Annotated in this window: 19 protein-coding genes and 1 pseudogene; 11 read left to right on the top strand and 9 right to left on the bottom strand. The window is 32.2% G+C overall.

Going from position 1 to position 19,676, the window contains the following annotated elements:
- Positions 1–80: 80 nt before the first annotated feature.
- From lgt to AAGD45_RS02095, 5 genes are all read left to right on the top strand, one after another.
- Positions 81–872 (top strand): prolipoprotein diacylglyceryl transferase, encoded by a 792-nt coding sequence (gene lgt / locus AAGD45_RS02115; RefSeq protein WP_341762190.1) that lies wholly within the window; start codon positions 81–83, stop codon positions 870–872.
- On the top strand, positions 851–1,930 hold the full coding sequence (locus AAGD45_RS02110) for a class I SAM-dependent methyltransferase (protein WP_341761787.1): 1,080 nt from the start codon (positions 851–853) through the stop codon (positions 1,928–1,930). The genes lgt and AAGD45_RS02110 overlap by 22 nt, the downstream gene beginning before the upstream one ends.
- Before the next feature lie 231 nt (positions 1,931–2,161).
- Positions 2,162–3,172, top strand: coding sequence for a tetratricopeptide repeat protein (locus AAGD45_RS02105; RefSeq protein WP_341761786.1), 1,011 nt, complete (start codon positions 2,162–2,164; stop codon positions 3,170–3,172).
- Positions 3,173–3,472: 300 nt separating this feature from the next.
- On the top strand, positions 3,473–4,111 hold the full coding sequence (locus AAGD45_RS02100) for a hypothetical protein (RefSeq protein ID WP_341761785.1): 639 nt from the start codon (positions 3,473–3,475) through the stop codon (positions 4,109–4,111).
- A gap of 40 nt (positions 4,112–4,151) precedes the next feature.
- Positions 4,152–4,619 carry a transposase gene (locus tag AAGD45_RS02095; protein ID WP_341761047.1) on the top strand — a complete coding sequence of 156 codons (468 nt, stop codon included), beginning with the start codon at positions 4,152–4,154 and terminating at the stop codon, positions 4,617–4,619.
- Positions 4,620–4,859: 240 nt separating this feature from the next.
- Here the strand turns inward: AAGD45_RS02095 and AAGD45_RS08695 are convergent, their stop codons facing one another.
- The 7 genes and pseudogenes from AAGD45_RS08695 to AAGD45_RS02065 form a co-directional block, all read right to left on the bottom strand.
- Positions 4,860–5,228, bottom strand: a complete 369-nt coding sequence (locus tag AAGD45_RS08695) for a transposase (RefSeq protein ID WP_410521083.1) — start codon at positions 5,226–5,228, stop codon at positions 4,860–4,862.
- A gap of 64 nt (positions 5,229–5,292) precedes the next feature.
- Positions 5,293–5,574, bottom strand: coding sequence for a transposase (locus tag AAGD45_RS02090; protein ID WP_341761784.1), 282 nt, complete (start codon positions 5,572–5,574; stop codon positions 5,293–5,295).
- 42 nt (positions 5,575–5,616) lie between these two features.
- Entirely contained in the window at positions 5,617–5,925 is a 309-nt protein-coding gene (locus tag AAGD45_RS02085; protein ID WP_341761783.1) for a nucleoside triphosphate pyrophosphohydrolase, read from the bottom strand.
- Between the two features lie 26 nt (positions 5,926–5,951).
- Complete coding sequence (locus AAGD45_RS08690; RefSeq protein ID WP_410521082.1) at positions 5,952–6,677, bottom strand: PD-(D/E)XK nuclease family protein; 726 nt, start codon at positions 6,675–6,677, stop codon at positions 5,952–5,954.
- 6 nt (positions 6,678–6,683) lie between these two features.
- Positions 6,684–9,161, bottom strand: a pseudogene (locus tag AAGD45_RS02075) (UvrD-helicase domain-containing protein); the annotation flags it as partial.
- Positions 9,162–9,356: 195 nt separating this feature from the next.
- Positions 9,357–9,785: a hypothetical protein gene (locus AAGD45_RS02070; RefSeq protein WP_341761782.1), complete on the bottom strand. Its 429-nt coding sequence runs from the start codon at positions 9,783–9,785 to the stop codon at positions 9,357–9,359.
- Between the two features lie 39 nt (positions 9,786–9,824).
- Positions 9,825–10,073 (bottom strand): hypothetical protein, encoded by a 249-nt coding sequence (locus AAGD45_RS02065; RefSeq protein ID WP_341761781.1) that lies wholly within the window; start codon positions 10,071–10,073, stop codon positions 9,825–9,827.
- A 254-nt stretch (positions 10,074–10,327) separates the two neighbouring features.
- Between AAGD45_RS02065 and mltG the strand changes: the two genes are divergently transcribed.
- Together mltG and cyaY are read left to right on the top strand one after the other, a co-directional pair.
- Positions 10,328–11,296 carry an endolytic transglycosylase MltG gene (gene mltG / locus AAGD45_RS02060; protein WP_410521081.1) on the top strand — a complete coding sequence of 323 codons (969 nt, stop codon included), beginning with the start codon at positions 10,328–10,330 and terminating at the stop codon, positions 11,294–11,296.
- Positions 11,297–11,298: 2 nt separating this feature from the next.
- Positions 11,299–11,610: an iron donor protein CyaY gene (gene cyaY / locus AAGD45_RS02055; RefSeq protein WP_341761779.1), complete on the top strand. Its 312-nt coding sequence runs from the start codon at positions 11,299–11,301 to the stop codon at positions 11,608–11,610.
- A gap of 48 nt (positions 11,611–11,658) precedes the next feature.
- On the opposite strand, the gene AAGD45_RS02050 is transcribed toward cyaY, so the two are convergent.
- Both AAGD45_RS02050 and AAGD45_RS02040 read right to left on the bottom strand, forming a co-directional pair.
- Entirely contained in the window at positions 11,659–13,200 is a 1,542-nt protein-coding gene (locus AAGD45_RS02050) for an Npt1/Npt2 family nucleotide transporter (protein WP_375332607.1), read from the bottom strand.
- Positions 13,201–13,698: 498 nt separating this feature from the next.
- Positions 13,699–14,379 carry a palindromic element RPE2 domain-containing protein gene (locus tag AAGD45_RS02040; protein WP_341761778.1) on the bottom strand — a complete coding sequence of 227 codons (681 nt, stop codon included), beginning with the start codon at positions 14,377–14,379 and terminating at the stop codon, positions 13,699–13,701.
- A 262-nt stretch (positions 14,380–14,641) separates the two neighbouring features.
- On the opposite strand from AAGD45_RS02040, the gene AAGD45_RS02035 reads away from it, so the two are divergent.
- The 4 genes from AAGD45_RS02035 to AAGD45_RS02020 all read left to right on the top strand — a co-directional run bounded on the left by AAGD45_RS02035 (position 14,642) and on the right by AAGD45_RS02020 (position 19,422).
- On the top strand, positions 14,642–15,037 hold the full coding sequence (locus AAGD45_RS02035; protein WP_341761777.1) for a hypothetical protein: 396 nt from the start codon (positions 14,642–14,644) through the stop codon (positions 15,035–15,037).
- Entirely contained in the window at positions 15,037–16,473 is a 1,437-nt protein-coding gene (tilS, locus tag AAGD45_RS02030) for a tRNA lysidine(34) synthetase TilS (protein ID WP_341761776.1), read from the top strand. The genes AAGD45_RS02035 and tilS overlap by 1 nt, the downstream gene beginning before the upstream one ends.
- Before the next feature lie 11 nt (positions 16,474–16,484).
- A complete protein-coding gene (gene ftsH, locus AAGD45_RS02025) occupies positions 16,485–18,374 on the top strand; it encodes an ATP-dependent zinc metalloprotease FtsH (RefSeq protein WP_341761775.1) in 1,890 nt (629 codons plus the stop codon).
- Positions 18,375–18,636: 262 nt separating this feature from the next.
- Complete coding sequence (locus AAGD45_RS02020; protein WP_341761774.1) at positions 18,637–19,422, top strand: succinate dehydrogenase iron-sulfur subunit; 786 nt, start codon at positions 18,637–18,639, stop codon at positions 19,420–19,422.
- The last annotated feature ends 254 nt before the right edge of the window (positions 19,423–19,676 follow it).

The raw sequence follows: 19,676 nt of genomic DNA, 5'->3' as shown, positions 1-19,676 counted from the left end.
TTAGTCTAATTAATTCGATGATTTATTTAATATTTTTTCCAACACTTGCAATCTATCAAGTTGGTGTATATAATTACCGTATGCTCTTCCCAAATATCAATCCTGTTATTTTTTCTATTGGATCATTTACCGTTTATTGGTACTCCATGGCTTATGTTTTGGGTATAATAGTTGGGTGGTTCTATGCTTATAAAATTATAAAAAAATTTGAAGTTGGTGTTACCGCGTCACACTTAGAAAATTTTGTTACTTGGGCTATTCTCGGTATAGTAATAGGGGGAAGATTAGGCTATGTATTACTATATAATCCGATTAAATATTTTTCTGATCCTATTACCATTTTAAAGACTTATGAAGGAGGTATGTCATTTCATGGTGGTATGATTGGTTTAATCATATCTAGTTATTTTTTCTGCCATAAGTATAAAATTAACTTCTTATTTCTATGTGATCTATTAGCTACAATTGGTCCTATCAGTTTATTTTTAGGTAGAATAGCCAATTTTATTAATGGTGAATTATATGGTAGAATAACTAAAATGCCTTGGGGAATGATTTTCCCAAATAGTGATCTACAAATAAGACACCCCAGCCAACTTTATGAGGCATTTTTTGAAGGAATTATATTACTGTCAATTCTAGCTTATGCCACTTTTAAATACAAAACTATAAATATCCGTGGTTTGAATTTTGCTATATTTTTAATATTATATTCTGTATTTCGAATTATTATAGAAATGTTTCGTGAGCCAGATTTTCACATAGGCTTTATTTTTAATAACTTAACTATGGGACAAATTTTATCATTACCTATGCTAATACTAGGAATTTATTTAATAATACGAATTAGATGCCAATCGACTCTAAAGTAAGAAAACTTATTGAACAGAATGGTAGTATTAAGCTTGACGAAATGATGCTCCAAGTAATGTCGGTAAATCCTTCTTCTTACTACAAAAAACAAGATAAGTTAGGTTGCCTAGGAGATTTTACCACAGCTCCAGAAATTTCTCAGCTTTTTGGTGAAATGATAGCGTTATGGGCTATTGATCAATGGCATAAAATGGGATGTCCTCAGAAGACTAATTTAGTTGAGTTAGGTCCTGGACAAGGAGTATTAATGCGGGATTTTCTCAATGTTGCTAAATTAGTTCCAAAATTCTACCAATCTATTTCAATAGAATTGATTGAAATTAATCTTCATTTTATCAAGAAACAGAAAACAAACCTCAAATTAGCTGGTTTACCTATTAAACATCATACAGCAGTACAATATATATCTAAAATTCCTTCTATTATAATAGCTAACGAATTTTTTGACGCTATGCCAATTAAACAATATATTAAAAGCAAAGAACTTTGGTACGAGTCAATACTTATTATTGACCCAACTGATGGTAAAATTAAGTTCGATAAGATAGAAGTTAGTAAAGAATTGCAACACTACTTACTGCAAGAACACCCAAACGCATATGACGGAGCAGTAATAGAAGAATCACCTAAATCATTAGAAATCATAAAATTTATTAGCAAGCATATAATGAAATTTGGTGGGGCTAGCTTAGTTATTGATTACGGTTATGATATAGATCCAATAAAAAGGATGCGTAACCAATACGACCCTACTTTACAAGCGATAAAAAATCATAAATATTACCCTCTGCTTGAAACTTTAGGAGAAGCTGATTTGTCAGCACATGTTGACTTTTATGCTTTAAAAACAGTAGCCCAAAATATAGGAATAAATGTTTATGGATCAATAACACAACGTGATTTTCTAATTGGTAATGGTATATTATTACGAAGTAAACTATTGCAAAATAAATTACCTATTATAGAAGCAAATATAATAGCAAAACAAGTTGATAGGCTAATCGCTCCTAATAAAATGGGACTATTGTTTAAAGTATTGTGCCTTGTACAGGAGTAAGGTATAATTCCACGGCGTCATTGCGAGGAGACCGTAGGTCGACGAAGCAATTGTAACTTAGATATTAATGAAGAATTTTTAAAACTAGCAAAGTCAATCAATGAAAAGGCTAGGATTAATTTAATATCGGAAGATGTCGGATCAGCAAAAAAAGAAGCGTTATCTTACTTATCTAGTAAAGATAAATGGTTATTAGTATTTGATAATTTAAAAATTAAAGAAAATCATAAGGTGCAAGAATTTGTTAATTGGGAACATAATGGTCATGTTATTTTTGCTTCCCAAGATAGTGAGCTATTACCTAATATAGTCAAAATGACGGCATTTAATAAAGATGATGCTATTACTTTTGCTAATAATATTTTAGAAAAAAATGATCCTAAACTAGCAGAGTTTTTGGTTCGAGAATTTGTATGTAATGTAGTATATTTCTTAGCTAAAGCCTATATTTCACTAGGGAGAACTCAAAAAGCAGAGGAAAATATTCAAATAGTAGAAAATATGTTTAATAAGGAGTTGGTAAATAGTCCAGATGTAGTAAATTTGTATTATGCCAAAACAAGTTTATTTTTTATGCAAGGAAAATATAAAGAAGCACTAGAGCAAGTTAATAATACTATAAAAAAACATATTGAGGGTGGAGTACAAGCTAATGATATATATCTTGTAGAACCTTATATGTCAAGATCTGAAATACTAAACTCCTTAGGTAAATATAATGAAGCCTATGAACAATCACAGCAATTATATGATATGCATAAGTCAGTAAAGAAAGAAGATCATGAAGTATTTGCTCGCATTTATACCCAAATGTCGAGAGCTATACTTGGATTGGGTAATACTCAAGAAGCTCTAGAATATGCCCAAAAAGCAATAACCATATTTATTCAGAATCCAAGCAGACCTAATAAAAACCTTACCATCTCACCAGATATAGATTTAGCTAAGGCTTTTGTTGCAGAAGGAGATGCATTAGCAGCTCTTGGTCAAAATGAGAAAGCAGTTCAGTCTTATTTAACAGCAGAAATGTTATATTGGAATAATTACAAAGATAATGTGAAAAATGTTGACGAAGTAAGTAGAATGTACCTAGCAGCAGCAAAAGCTACTTGCCATTTAGCAGAAAAATCTTGGTATATTAAATTTCATGATCAGCATATAAACAAATTTGGTTTAGATCATCCTAAAAGTGTTGAAATACTAAAGATGGATTCGACATGCTATCCTAAATCTCAACGTTGAGTAATTTAGATTCAGAAGAATAATTAAACACTTCATTGATCATTGAGGTGACATCAACACATGAAACATTTAATCGCTGCACTTTAATTTCAATTATTACTTGCTCTGCTACTTTTATAAGTAAATCTAAGTCTTCAGGTATCAAAGATGGATAATACCAATTCCCTAATTTAAATTAGTATAAATAGTAGAAAAAAGCTCAGTACAGGACAAAGAGATTAAGGAGAGAATAAAAAATAGTAGATAACGTGTAGACAAAGCTCTATTAGTTAGGTTGTTAAAGACTTAAGAGGCAAGAGAATGATTACAGCGTTATCACAATTAATAGGAGACTACTTTTTTAATAGTTTTGCAAGTATAAAATTAATAGAACAAATAATATTAGGATTACTGCAAGTGAGAGATGTAAATCTTACACAACTTGCCTTAACGATAAAAGGAAACAAGCAAGAATCACGCTATAAGAAATTACAGAGATTTTTTGCCAAATGTGAATTATCATACACATCCTTAGCCAAGTTACTGGTTAGGTTGGCTGGAATTGATGCTGAACAATGGTTATTAGTGCTTGATCGGACAAATTGGAAATTTGGTAAGCTTGACATCAATATTTTAGTATTATCTATTTGCCATAAAGGCATTGCTATACCAATTATGTGGGATATGTTGCCAAAAGCAGGAACTTCTAATAACGTTGAACGTCAGCAATTAATGGAAAGGTTTATTACTGTATTTGGCATAGAGAAGATGTCAGCATTACTTGGGGATCGGGAGTTGATTGGTGATTTATGGCTAAAGTTTTTAGCTGATAAAATGATACCATTTTATGTTAGAATCAAAGCCAATCTTACCATTGGTAGAGCAGAAGATGAATTAGTTACTGCTAATCATTTAATTAAGAGCAGCAAACAAAATGCTACGTATTATGTAAAAACATAAACAAACTATTAGAACAGTTTGTTAGAAGAATGGTGAATATATGTTGTTTAAAGGAAAAAGATATTTGGGTAAGAATTATAAAGGACCTAAAGTATCTGTAGCGGCATTGCGTAATGATCAAGGAGAATTAGTAATCATAGCTACCAATGATAACCCTAATATAGCACTAAATATATATAAAAAAAGATGGGAAATAGAAAATCTTTTTGCTTGCCTTAAAACACGAGGATTTAACTTTGAAAACACCCATATAATACATTTAGATAGAATTAGTAAATTGCTTGGTTTACTTGCTATAGCATTTACTTTTGCTTATGTTGTGGGTCAATGGCAAAATTCTATCAGACCCATAAAGCTTAAAAAACACGGTAGAAAGTCTATCTCCTTATTCAGGTATGGCTTAGATTACTTGCAGAGAATATTTTTGAATATTGAAGAAATGATGGAAGTTATAACAAAATTTATTAAGCCCATAACACCATCTTTACTTCGATTATCACCTTGTTAATCTCTTTGTCCTGTACTGAGATATTTGTCAATTTATCATAAAAACTAGGGCGATTTCTTAAAAAAACCAAAATAAAACCTACATGAGAAATAATAGTTTCTAGTCACATTATTAGTTGAATTATTATTTTAATATTAAACTAAAATAAGTTAATCTTTTTCAATTGTTTTTGCTTAAAACTTAACATTAATAATTAAACTAATAGACTAGTTGATTAAATTAGTCATTATATCATAAATACTACTCAAATCGTTGATATCTTGATAAAAACTTGCTACCAAAAGAAGTTTTAAAACGAAAAAGCGTATTTTCTACGCTCTTCCTTCGGCCATAACTATTCTTTACTCTCCATGCTTGATATCCCCTCTTTCGTTGATATTTTACAGCTTTATCTCTCTCTGTTTTAGGCTTGTGTAATTTAACTGATAATGAATGGTTGGGAGGTCTGATAACTGGCTTCATTCCTTTCTTTCTCAACAATTGATATACAGCTTCACCGTCATACCCTGAATTCCCGAGGAAATCTTTAGCCCTGATACCAATCAGCAATGGCTCAATCTGAGATATGTCACCTGTGTTATGTTCTGTAGTGCTATCAGCTAGGATTATTCCCTTATCATTTACAACAATATGGAGCTTCTTCCATATCCTACGGCTATATCTTTTCCCATGCTTATTCTCCTAGCCATTCATTACCTGTATAGGTTTGTACGCCTGTACTATCCATAGAAATACAATCAAATTCTTTATCTTGCTTACCATGTAAAGACTTGATATCTAGTAATTTCATACGCTTACTTAACGTTGTATAGTCCGAGCATCTAATTGATAAACCAGACATCTCAAATAGCCAATTTATAAAACCTTGAGTTTGGCGTAACTTAAGCCCAAATAAACATCTAATTTCTAAACATCGCAATATCGCTGTATCACTATAATCTTTGAAATTAGTCACCAGCCCTTTAATAATTGACTCACTTGATTGTTATTGAGTAGCTTAGGTTTTTATGGTTATTTTTTCTAAAACTATTTTATTGTCAAAAGCACCATTGGTATCTTTTTTGTGCTTTTTAATGTTTAGTATATCCTTTAATTTATAAGAGTTGCTATTACATATTGCCTCAAGTACTTCTATGATATCAGCAATTTCTTCGATAGATTCACTTTCTAAAAATTCTTCTACCTCTTCAGAAAGTTTCTGTCTTAATAATTGTTTATACTCAGCCAATTCTGCAATACGAAAGACTGGTATTCGACCAGATTTTAAGATAATTTGCGGAACTGAATCTCTCACTAATTTTGTCATATTACCTGTGTATTATTGGTTAAAGGTTAACCAATTGTCATAAAATTGGCATTTTCTAGCCATAAAATTTTGCAAATAATTTCATTGTTAGGATATAGTTTTGCTACTATATGTTGGTAAAAATTCAACTGATCAATATAAAATTCCTTAACTAATTGACAGGTTTTAGGTGGACCAGCATCGGATTTATAATCAATAATGGTTATTTTTCCCGTATCAATGGCAAGTAAATCAATTCTTCCTATCTTAACCTCATCATTTAGAGTTGTCCCTATCGTCACTTCAGTTTTTAGCTCTTGGGAAATAAGTGCCATAAATTCTATATTATTCAGTAATTTATCAATATTGCTATGAATCTTTTCTTGCAGAGTTGTTGGTAACTTGTGAATAAACGGATGTTTATTCATCATAGAAAAATCATTGATCTTTGTGGCATCTTCTAGAATTTTATGAAATATCTTACCATATTCTAAATGATCATTAACTATAATAGGAGAATTGACTGAATAATTTTGCTTTGTATTTTTGGTGATTTTATTAATTAAAAAAAGATTTGGTATCCAATCTTCAATATCATTCCCACTACCTTCAATGTCATTCCTGCTTTCCTTGATGTCATCCTGCTTCGGTGCGGGATATAGAATATCTAAAGCACCTTTTTGGTCTATTTCTTTAGATTTCTGCCCATTTCCACTTCCTTCAATAACTGATTCATAAACTATAATACCATTTTCCTGTACCTTCCCGTGCATATTCATAGTCCTAGCAACCAACTCATACCAACAATTTTGTGACAGCTTACTACTTGACTGATAACCACATATCACTAAATGATCTTCGGCTCTAGTCATTGCAACATAAAGTAGTCTGATATATTCTTGTAAGTCTTTTTGCTGTTCTTTTTCTTTAAGAGCTTTAAAGAATTCTGGACTATTAGCTGATTGAGTGGTAGAGAACACTTGATTTTCGTCCCAAATGAATTTATTACTATTAGTTGTTACTGAACTAGTATCGCACAGAATAACAATAGGTGCTTGCAGACCTTTAGAAGCATGCACGGTCATAATTTTTATCTTACTTGACGATTCTAAGTTTCTTTTAATCTCAATTTTGTTATTTTCAAACCAATAAACAAAGCTTTGCAAAGAGCTATCTATATTATTAGCATAATTGCTACTCAAATATATCAATTCATTTATTACGTCATTACTATCAAATCCATTAGCCTCAACTAAAACTTTTCTAACATCCAAACAATCGACAATAAGTGAAAAAAAATTCTCACAATTGGCAACCTTATATAGCTGCAAGAAATGGCACAGTTTCTTATATATACTTGCATAGTCTTGGACAGTTTGTAGGTAACCCCAAAGAGAATTCTTGCCTCGAGAAATTGCAATAGTTTGTAGTGCCTGTTCACTCATGCCGATTATTGGTGATTTTAACAGACTAGCCAAATTCAAATCATCTTGAGGTAGTAGTACAAATTTCGCTATGCTCATTAGGTCTAATACTGACAAACTTTTATTTAAAGTAATCCGATCAACATCTTCTACTGGTAAACCATGTTGCTTAAGACAGTTAATAATCTCAAAAATCAACTCATCTCTCTTGCGTACCAAAATCATAAAATCTGATTCTTTGACTGCGGAATTAGTAGCAGGCAGGATTCTTCGACTTGCTATTTGGCTTTTTATAAAACTAGCAATTTGTTGTGCAAGTAATTGCTGAGCAGATTTGGATTTATTATGCTCTTCCAGTAAAGGCCAAAACAACTTACTCTCTTTTTCATCCTTAACTAATGGCCAAAGTTCAACTCTACCTTTATGAGTTTGACGAAATGGCAAAATTTTAGGGTTATCAGATGTAAATAATTGTGGGGTAGTATGTTTAATTTGTTGAAAAATTAGATAGACAATATCAATAATTTCTTTAGTAGATCTATAAGACCACTGGAGGGTAATATTTCTGAAATTCTTATTTGCATCAGATAGGTTTTTATACAAATTTTCATTAACATAACTAAAAGAACTAATATCTGCTCCTTGGAAGCTAAAAATCGACTGTTTCTCATCGCCTACAACAAAAATAGTACTTTTTTGCTTAGTGCTAGAAGTAAAGTCTGCTATAATTGCAGTGATAATGTCCCATTGTTCTGGGCTAGTATCTTGTGCTTCATCAACAAGCAAGTGGTCAATCCCGCCATTAAGTTTATAAGCTATCCAATTTTTTGCAGCATTATCCGTTAATAATAACTGCGTAAGATAAATTAAATCATCATAATCAAGCAAACTATGCCTGGTTTTGTAGGAATCATATTTATCAAGAAAAATCTTTGCCAAGTTACGTAATGAATTTGAGTAATTCTCCATATCTTGCATTTTAGCTTGTTGATCTAGCTGAAAAATTTTCTCTTGAATATATTCAAGTTCATTCAATAACTTTGGGTACTTCATTGCCACAGATTTAGGCAATATGTTCTTACGCTTAAGGTTTTCTTTAGTAAGAAAAAATTGTTGAATTTCTTGATCTAGGTCAATAGCTATTGAGTATTTTGCCAATAATTGCTTAGCTTGATCATAAATATTTAATAATTGTGCAGAAATAGTTTGAGTATCGTACTCTACAGAATCCATTTGTTTGGCAAATAATTTCTTAAACTTAATTTTTTGCTGGATTATTTCAGAGAAAATATCATTGATAGTTGTTTCATGGAAATTTGTCAAAAAAAAACTAATCAGCTCATTATAAGTCTGATCTAAATAGATTTGGTTTCTTATTTTGCTAAGAACCCCTTGTGCTGTAATCTCGTCAAGAATCTGAAATTTTGGATTAATACCAACTTCAAAAGGAAATAATTTAAGCATCTTCTGACAGAAAGCATGGATAGTATAAATATGAATACCATCTTCAGAGTTTAGTAGTCTGTGATATAAAGTTTTGGTATATTGTACCTCACTTTTTAAAGCCTCTCTAGTAAGTAATAAACCTAACTCTTCAGTTAATTTAGTGGTTTCGTTTGCAGCAAATTTAGCAAGCTTATTTTTAATCCTACTCTGCATTTCAAGGGCGGCTGCATTAGTAAAAGTTAAGCATAGAATCTTTTCAAATGGAACTCCCTTAATTAGTAACCGCAGCACCCTATCTGTTAAAATTTTGGTTTTGCCTGTACCAGCTGATGCAGAAACCCAAACAGAATATTTTGGGTCAGATGCTTGTTGTTGTAATTCATTCATTTAATTCCTATTTACCTCAGTTTTGGATTAAAATTAAAAATTTCAATCCAAAACTGGCTAGAATATCAGAAAAATGCATTCTTAAAGCAGTTTTGCGACTCAACTTCGAGAGAGAAAAGAGCTTGAAAATGAGTCGCATAAGTGGCAAACTGCTGTATTAAATGCAGCGTAAATATGTTGAAATCACTAAATATATTACGGTTTCACAAGTTCTGTACTGTCTGCAGTAGTGTCTTTTAAGGGCAAATCAAACTCCATGGCAAAAGCAGATTTTTCATCATTAGTGAAACAGCCTTCTGAGACTAATGTACGCTTCCAAATTTCAAGAAACATTTCAGGTGAGCAAGCTTCTTTAATATCTTGTAAATAAGTACGTTTTTCAAGAAAATTCAAAACCGGGAAGAAGCTCGAGCTATCTAATAAAACATGTTTAGGCAGACCTCTATAACTATCTACGGTAACCTGCTGCAACTCTTTATCAGAATAAAGATGCCATAATTCAGGCATTAATATGGTTTCTTCTTGATAAAAATGCAGAAGATTGTTAGACAAAAACTTATCATATAAGGAGCAGATATGGCAGCCTTGTATAACCCTTTCTTCATCATCCACTGTTTTTATCACATTTTCAAAAATCCCCTGAAACTCCATCAGCTCATTTTCCTAGTCGTAATGTACTTGTTCAACATGCTTATGCACGGTTGATCCTTTTTCATTAAACAATGGGGTAAAATATTTTTCTTCTTTTTGTGCATGCATTTTTAGATCAAATGCAATATTATTAAAAGAATCTTTAATACCAATTACAGCTGCTATTTTTCGAAAATCTGTTTTACCTAGCTCCTCTCCGAACTGGTACAGCTTCTTACGAATGAACTTATGTACACTTCTATACAAATCATATCTTAGCATTTGATTATATTCCTTAACTAAATTAGAGGATTAGATTGATCATAGGTTTGAAAAATAACGCGATAGCATTTCTGTATTTGCATATTAATAATTTTTATGAATGTTAATTATCTGCATCATAACATATTATTTAAATGTTATCACTACCTATATTACTGTTCCGCCTATTATTAATTTATTACATCGATAGTTGAGGTTATGTTATAATCTTCTGAAATCATCTAATTCTAATTAGGTATAGCTTGTTTAAGAAAATACTAAAAATAAAATTTGTTTTTGTAACTATTACATTGATTTTGCTGATCAGCGGAATCAATTTTTGTATATTTTACTTATTTGTACCTGGTTTACTTGCAGAAAGTAAAACTCTAATAATTAAGCCTAAATTGTCGATTGATCAAATTACCACGATATTAAATGATAACAAAATCATTAAATATCCTTATTTATTTGCATTTCTTACAAAAATATATTCATTAAAACATCCTATAAAAAGTGGGGAATATACTTTTACTCAAAATATTTCTCCAATGCAAACTTTAAAAATATTGTCCAGTGGCAAATCGATTATTCATAAAATGATTATACCTGAGGGTCTGCTTGTACATGAAATAATACAAAAGATTAATAATGAAGAACGCTTAATTGGTGAGATTCTAGGAACAATTCCTGAAGGATTTTTAATGCCATCTACTTATTTTTTTTCATATGGTGATCAAAAAGAGCAGATCATTGATAAAATGCGAAAATTAATGTCCCTGCATCTTGACAAAGTCATGGAAAAATTATCACCCAATTCCTCATTAAAAACCCGTCTTGACGTTTTAATTTTAGCATCCATTGTGGAGAAGGAAGCTAGCTTAGACGCAGAAAAACCTTTGATTGCTGCTGTATTTCTAAATCGCCTTACCAAACATATGAAATTGCAAGCAGATCCAACGACGATTTATGCTATAACACTTGGGCAAGATAAACTAGCAAGGCGATTAACTAAAAAAGACTTAGCTATCCAATCACCCTATAATACATATTATGTCTTTAATTTACCACCTGGAGCTATTTCTTGCCCTGGAATAAAATCTTTAGAAGCTGTAGTAAATCCTGCTAAAATTGATTCATTATATTTTGTTGTTAACATTATGGGAGGGCATAATTTTTCCAATAACCTTAACGATCACAATAAGTACGTTGAGATGTATCGCAAAAGTTTAAAGGAGCATTAAGTATGGACAATACTGAATTTGCCAAATTGGCTGAAAAAACAATATCTTTAATTGCCGATACAATTGAGGCAGAAGATAAGAATTGTCTTATCGATATTGATTTTCAAGGTGATATTCTAACCCTAACTACTAACCAAGGAGTATTTGTTATTAACAAACACTCAGCTGCTAAAGAAATTTGGTTATCTTCACCGATTAGTGGTCCTTACCATTTTTATTATGTTGCTGGTAAATGGAAATCAAAATCCTCTGATGATCTAATTGTTATTTTAGAGCAGGAGTTAAAAATTAATATGCTAAATTACATCTACTAGTTGTAGCTATTAGTTGTTATCTTAGATTTAAGGAATAATGTCTAAGATTCATGATGTTATATTATTGTACTCTTTACTTAATTCTCTAACTGTCCAAATCCATATGATACAGATTATACCAAAGACTACCATTAAATAGATAGAGATGGATTGAAAAGTTGCAGAAGGCATAATAATAAATATTAAAGATTGGAGAAATGCACTTGTTGACTTTCCAAGCTTAGTGCCGATTATATCGGCAGCTGCCTTACCTTTTGTTTTAAGTTCAGTATCTAAAGGAACATATGACATTTCTTTAGTAGAATCAAATAAAGTATACTTACTTGATTTACTTAACACATTATTGATCAGTCCCATTGTAATAGCAATCAAAGAAGGGTCGGTTAACATAAAGCTAACCACAATTAAGGCAGCAAATCCATCAAAGTCGGATACTGCAAAAAATAACATACCAGTTACAAAAACCATTATTGGCGTTATAATTGCTGCTGTAAACCAACCCAACCTTCTTACAATATTAGAACCAAGAATAACAAATAGAATAGTAAATATGCCAGTAATACTTAGATAGTTGCCAACAAAAGCAGCGAATTCAGTTGGCGTTTTATAAATTTTTGCAGCTGATGCCTTCCAAGGTCCTTCAACTAGATTTATAGCTATGCCATAGCAAATAAGTAGTGTAGCAATTAGTCTAATATATCTTGAAGCGATAATCATTTTAAAACTTTCCACAAGAGTTATTGATTGCTTCTTGACCGAAAATTTCAGTTGTTCTACCTGATCTTTAGCTAATATTTTATGGTTTAACATCCAAAAAGTTGCCACTGCTATTATACCAAGAACAAGTACACAGACTAAGATAATTTGTACTGAAAGTTCTGTATTTGTATGTTTTAAGTCAAAATTTCTAATTAAATATTGATTGAAATAAGCTAAATTTTCTAAAAACTTGCCTGATATGTAAATACCTGTTTGTGCCAAGAGTCCAAATAAAGGATAAAATCTTTTCGATTGTTCTACCGAAGTGACATTATTAACAAACTGCCAAAAGAGTAATGCAAACATCACACCTGGCCATAATTCTGCTATAATATAGAATAGGGAAAAACTCCAATTAGATAAAAGTAATATAAACCACTTCAAATTAGGATAAGACTTTATTAAAATGCTTGCATGCTCACTACTCAAATGAAATATTGTATGATTAGGAAAAATATAAAAAGCAAATAAGGCAAAAAATATTAGAAAAATTGACAGTATAAGGTAGAAGATATTTTCACCTTTCATGTTATTTACTAATTTTACATAGATCATCATGACTAGAAATGAAGAAGGAAGAACACCCCAAAATTTGAGAAATGATACAGTTTCAGTACCAATCATAGTATTAACAAGGCTGTCTTTTAAGGCTCTGATAATGTTTTGTATAAACAAAATACAAAACATCAATAATGTTATATATAGAAATTTGGATAATTCATGTCTTTCAACAGGCCAAATATATTCTAATAATTTATTTGTTAATTTTGAGGGTGAGGATGTATTGTGAGTTATAGAAAAATACGAAAGAATTCTAGAAATGACTGCCATATAAGGCCTAACCTACTTATTTATTGGCTAGGGCTACATATTAAAGCTTATTGTCTTTAGTGTCAAGAAGAATAAGCATGAATTTGAGCAGGGTAATTAAAAAATATAATCAATAGTTGATATAAACATAAGTTTTACCGCTCCTGATATCATTCTTATACTAAAAACTGGAATCCATAATATCTAATAGCCTTTGCAGGTTATTTTTTGGATTCCCGCTTTTAGCTAGGAATGATCGTTTTTGCCTAAAACCTTCTAGAATTAGATATACGTGACTACGGCTCATCCATGCTACTTTCAAAAAATAATTCTTGAAAGCAGCGAAGAATTGATACTAATATTAGACCTCTTGCAGAATTCGCTTCTGCTAGGGAATTTGTAGGAGGACCGGAACGCAGAACCGCAGCGTACTCAAACGTACGTGAGGATTCGAGTACCGTACCGACGCACAAATTACCAGCAGAAGTAGAATTATGCAAGAGGTCTTTATTTTTATTACTATTCTACCTGCGTTGTTGTATTACCTGCTAAAGATATATCTTGAATCTCTTCTAGTGGTATTGTTATTATTGACAAGTTAGTATCTACTGAGTAATCAACATGTTCGTTCTTACTATCAGAACTTTTACATACTTCTGTTGGGTGATTAACGTTTTTGTTCTTACTGCCAAAACTTTTATATGCTTTGCATGCAGCAATCCCGACAAAACCTATAATAACACAACCAGTAGCTGTGCTACCTATGCTTAACATTATTGTCCCACTATAGTCAATTGATGAGAAGTTGGTGACGTCGTCACTCGTCGCTCGCCTATTACATATAGGCGTCGCTCCATCGCTCCTAGCACCAAATCCTCCTGAATTGACTATATCCTGATTGTGAGAAGTTGATTTTTCAGGAGTATTATGTTTAGGAGTAGTAGTATTTTCTAATGTATAACCAGCATTTGTGTAACCCTCACTTATTGCACGTTTTGCAATATAATGTGCTGACAGATTATCTTTATCATCTATCGAGTTAGGACGAATCATAGAAAGAGTTGTCAATAACAGCATATCTTTATCTGTATATAACTTAAGAGGCTCTACTTCTTTAGAAAGAGGTTTATCTTGTTTTGAAAAATTATATTTTCGGAAATGATTAGCCCAGTCTCCCTGATTATGTTTGTTACGTCCCATATTCTTCCTCCTTGTACATTAACAAATTTGTTGCATTCAACTACTTTACATAAAATATCGATTAATATCAAATGAAATTATTATATTTAATAGCTAATATTCTAAATATAATAATATATTAAAAATTATGATATTATTTGCTGTTAAAAAGATTATTTCAGTATCTTTATGATTGACTAAATAGGATTATTATAGTGTATATTAAATTTTGCTAGATTTCACGTTTAGCAAAAAATATATAAAAACATTTTAGGAGCATATGATGATAAAAAAAAATAGATTAATTACTACTATAATAGGATTACTATTACTAAGTTCAAATAGCTTAGCAAGTACAACAACTGCAAAATCAAATGCCAATAAAACTAATATTAGTAGTAGTGGCACTAATGATGAATTGCAAAAAATTGAGAATGATTTCAAGTCTTATGCTGCGGGAATTTCAGCAGAACTAAGAGAAGAAATAACAAAATATAGAATAGAAGTGGCTAAAATTAATAGCCAAAAACGTGAATTATATAAAAAAATCTCACAAGAAGCTCAAAATTATCTTGCCAAAGAACGAGACTATAAAAAAAGAATACTATCCTTAAGCAAAAATTCAGATAAAAACCAAGAGGATACTAGCTCTATTGACAAAAAATATTTGCCTAAATAATGCTTTATGAACAATTTCAGCAGAATATTGAAAAGCTAGTTGATAGACCTCACCTGAGGTCTATCGCATTGGCTATTTCAGGTGGTTCTGATTCCATAGCCCTTTTAATGTTAACACATAAATGGGCTAGCACTAATAGTATTAAGCTAGTAGTGATGTTAGTTAATCATCATTTACGAGAGCAGGCTAAGTTGGAGCATGAGTATGTACGAGAGTTAAGCCATAAATTGGGACATAGATATCACCAGCTTCATTTCGATCACCAAAATAATTTTTCTAATTTACAAGCAAGGGCTAGAGAAGGTCGTTATAAATTAATGACTGATTTGTGTAGCAAATTAGATATATTGACAATTTTAACAGCACATCACTTGGATGATTATATTGAAAATTATTGTCTGAGATTAGAAAAAAAAAGTAGTCTATTTGGACTTAGTGCTAGCAATATTAATTGGTATAATAATGTTAAAATAGTGAGACCATTGTTTAACATTCCGAAACAACAGTTAATTGCATATTTAGTTACCAATAATATAAAATGGTTTGAAGATGAATCTAATAAATCTGATAAATATCAACGAAATATCATTAGAAAAAAGCTATCCCTAGAAGGAGAATATATAAAGAATCAAATAACTTCTCAACAATCTAGAATTAACCAAGTAGTAGAAGAGAAATGGCAACCGGAATTGATTGATTGCATCGCAGAATCAGTAAAAATTTATGATTTTGGTTTTGCTACTGTAAATTTATTAAAGTTTGCAGAATTTTCTAGTGCAATAACACTACAGGTAATCAGTTTTGTACTTATCATTATTAGCGGTAAGAACCGCACTAGTAGATCAGGCTCAATAAGTATGATAACAGAACTATTACAACAAAAAATAGACTTTATTAAGACACTCCATGGTTGCGTGATTAAAAAAATTAGTAATAATCTAATAATTTACCGAGAATTTGGTAGGAATTTACCTATAGATATTAGGCTTAATAATGTAGATGCATGGGATGGTAGATTTCATTTCTATATCAATAGACCTCTTTTAGAATTCGCTCTAGCTCAGGAATTTGCAGGAGATCCGGAACGCAGAACCACATCATACTCAAACATATGTGAGGATTCGAGTCTAGCCCCGACGTCCAAATTACCAGCAGGAGTAGAATTATACAAGAGGTCTAATAATTCAGGCTATTTGATCAGTAACCTAACGATCAAGGATTATAGTAAAATAAGGCAAGATTTAGATTTTAAAATACTGAAAGACGCAAGTTTTAACAATCATATAGCTATTTTATTCACCCTACCAGTAGTCAAGATACTTGAAAAAGTTATAGCCATACCCCATATATCGTATTATAATGACCAAGGTTTGAGGAGAAGTCTTAGTGTTTCTTTCTCTCCCAATTTTATATCGCGTTTTACGCATTTCTGTTAGGTGAGTCATAGATGAATAATCAAGGTAAGAATGTTTTAATTTGGGTGTCGGTTTTTGTTTTAATGATACTTGTTTTTCATGCATTTCAAAATGATGGTTTTATTGGAGGAAAAAGTAATATCGCTTTTTCAGATTTTTTAAGCAAAATTGATGAGAAAGCAATTAGTGCTGTTAAAATTCAGGGTAGAATGATTGAGGGGACTCTCAGCGATGGATCTTCTTTTTCAACTTATGCTGCTGACTATCCAGATCTAATAAATCGCCTAAACAGCAATTCGGTTCATATTGAAATAATACCACCTGATACAAAAATGAACTTGTTGTTTAACATATTTGTTTCGTGGTTTCCAATGATTCTTTTGATAGGTGGGTGGGTATTTTTCATGCGTCAAATGCAAGGTGGAGGAAAAGCCATGGGTTTTGGTAAATCTAAAGCTAAACTAGTTTCAGATAAAGGTCCGAAAATTACTTTTAAAGATGTTGCTGGAATTAACGAAGCTAAAGAAGAGTTAACTGAAATTGTTGATTTCCTTAGAGACCCAAGCAAATTCCAAAAACTTGGTGGTAAAATTCCAAAGGGATGTTTGCTTATAGGATCACCTGGAACAGGTAAAACTCTCCTAGCAAAAGCTATAGCCGGCGAGGCAAATGTCCCATTCTTTAGTATCTCTGGCTCTGATTTTGTTGAAATGTTCGTTGGAGTTGGTGCTAGCCGTGTCCGTGATATGTTCGAACAAGGTAAACGTAATGCTCCTTGCATAATTTTTATTGACGAAATAGATGCAGTAGGTCGCCACAGAGGTATTGGTATGGGTGGTGGCAACGATGAACGTGAACAAACACTAAATCAAATGCTGGTAGAAATGGATGGGTTTGAGGATAATGAAGGGGTAGTTATCATTGCTGCAACTAACAGACCGGATGTATTGGATTCAGCATTGCTAAGACCTGGAAGATTTGATCGCCAAATTACTGTTCCTAATCCAGATATTGATGGTAGAGAACAAATTTTACAAGTACATTTGAAGAAAATAAAATGTGCCTCAAATATAGTCGCTAGAATCATAGCTAGAGGAACTCCTGGATCTTCAGGAGCAGATCTTGCTAATCTTGTCAATGAATCTGCATTAATTGCTGCTCGCAAGGGCAAAAAAGAAGTAAGTATGGCAGATTTAGAAGAGGCAAAAGATAAAGTGTTAATGGGCGTAGAAAGACGTTCTATGGTTATGTCAGATGAGCAGAAAAAACTAACTGCTTATCATGAGGGAGGGCATGCATTGGTTGGGTTGTATTGTCCTGCTTCTGATCCAATTCACAAAGCAACTATTATTCCAAGGGGTAGGTCACTTGGAATGGTTATGCGGCTTCCTGAAAATGATCGTTTTTCTATGCCACGTGATAAAATGGAAGCTGATATAGCGGTAGCAATGGCTGGCAGGGTAGCTGAGGAGCTTATTTTTGGCAGAGATAAAGTTACTTCTGGGGCTTCTTCAGATATTAAAATGGCAACCCAAATGGCTAGAGCTATGGTAACGGACTGGGGGTTAAGTGATGCAATAGGACCAGTATATCATGGTTCGAGTAATGAAGATCTATATACTAGTGGTAGGGGAGCAGGTCATACTTCTGTACATACAGCAGAATTAATTGATACAGAAGTAAGAAAAATTATTGAAAAAGGTTATGATTTTGCCAAAAATATATTAACTACACATATTGATCAACTTCATTTGTTAGCTAAATTATTGATTGAACATGAGACATTGTCTGGTCAGCAGATTAAAAACTTGCTGAGTGATAGATCAATGAATTCAGAAGAGGAAAATTTATTTCCAATAAAAAATGATTATGGTGGTACTGTAAAAGTTAAGAAACTAAATCAGAAAAGGACAGCAGGATAATTGAAAAGTCGTGGCTACGGTAGGCAATGTGCTTGATGTCACCCCTGCGAAAGGAAAGTAGGGGGCTAAAAAAGTCTAAATAGCTTAAAAGGACAGTTTCTTATATCCCGCTACCTACGCAGGGACAACATTGTGAGTAACTACAACTGTAGTATTAGATATTAATGAATTCCCGTCTACGCGGGAATGACATCTTTTCACCATTGATTACAACTTTTAAATTGCTCTGAAATATAGTTAGAATTTTAGATAAGGAATAAACATGGCAGAACTTAGATTACCACCTAATTCTAAAGTCCGTAAAGGTACTACATATAAACATTCTGGAGAAGCGGTTAAGTTACGTAATATCAGAATTTATAGATATGACCCAAATTCTGAAGAAAACCCTAGAATTGATATTTATGAGTTAGATCTATGCAAAACAGGTCCAATGGTTCTAGATGCCTTAATTAAAATAAAAAATGAAATAGATTCTACCTTGACTTTTAGGCGTTCTTGTCGTGAAGGAATTTGTGGTAGCTGTGCGATGAATATAGATGGAACTAACACACTTGCCTGCATTAAGGCTATTGAAGAAATTCGTGGTGATGTCAAGATATATCCTCTACCGCACATGAAGGTAGTAAAAGATTTAGTACCTGATATGTCGCATTTCTATGCTCAATATGAATCGATAGAACCTTGGCTAAAAACTGACAGTCCGCCACCTTCCAATACTGAAAGATTGCAGTCTCTTAAGGATAGAGACAAACTGGATGGTTTATATGAATGCATATTATGTGCGTGTTGTTCCACCTCTTGCCCAAGTTATTGGTGGAATGGTGATAAATATTTAGGACCTGCGATTTTACTACAAGCCTATCGGTGGATTGCTGATTCTAGGGATGAGTATACAGGAGAGCGTTTAGATGCTTTAGAAGATCCATTTAAATTATATCGTTGTCATACGATTATGAACTGTACAAAAACTTGTCCGAAAGGTTTAAATCCAGCTAAAGCTATTGCAGAGATAAAAAGCCAAATAATAGAACGTCACGGAGTGTAAAGCGAATAGACTTACTTAATTCACCTTACGTATAGCATTTAAAAATTGCAGAAAAGTACAAGACGTCTATTAGCGAGACCACGTGAGTGTAGTAGCAATCCACATTCATTAGATTGCTTCGTCGCCACAAAGTGGCTTCTCGCTAATAGACGCTAGGCTGTTTTTCCTATGACTTTTAAATTGCCATGGGGGTTATACGTAAGGTGAGTTACTTAACCTAAGTTCGATATAGCATTAGTGTATACTCTTCTGCT

The sequence above is a fragment of the Candidatus Tisiphia endosymbiont of Thecophora atra genome (assembly GCF_964026395.1).
Lineage (GTDB): Bacteria > Pseudomonadota > Alphaproteobacteria > Rickettsiales > Rickettsiaceae > Tisiphia.
Note: the sequence above shows the minus strand (reverse complement) of the source record. Positions and strands in the feature narration are given on the sequence as shown.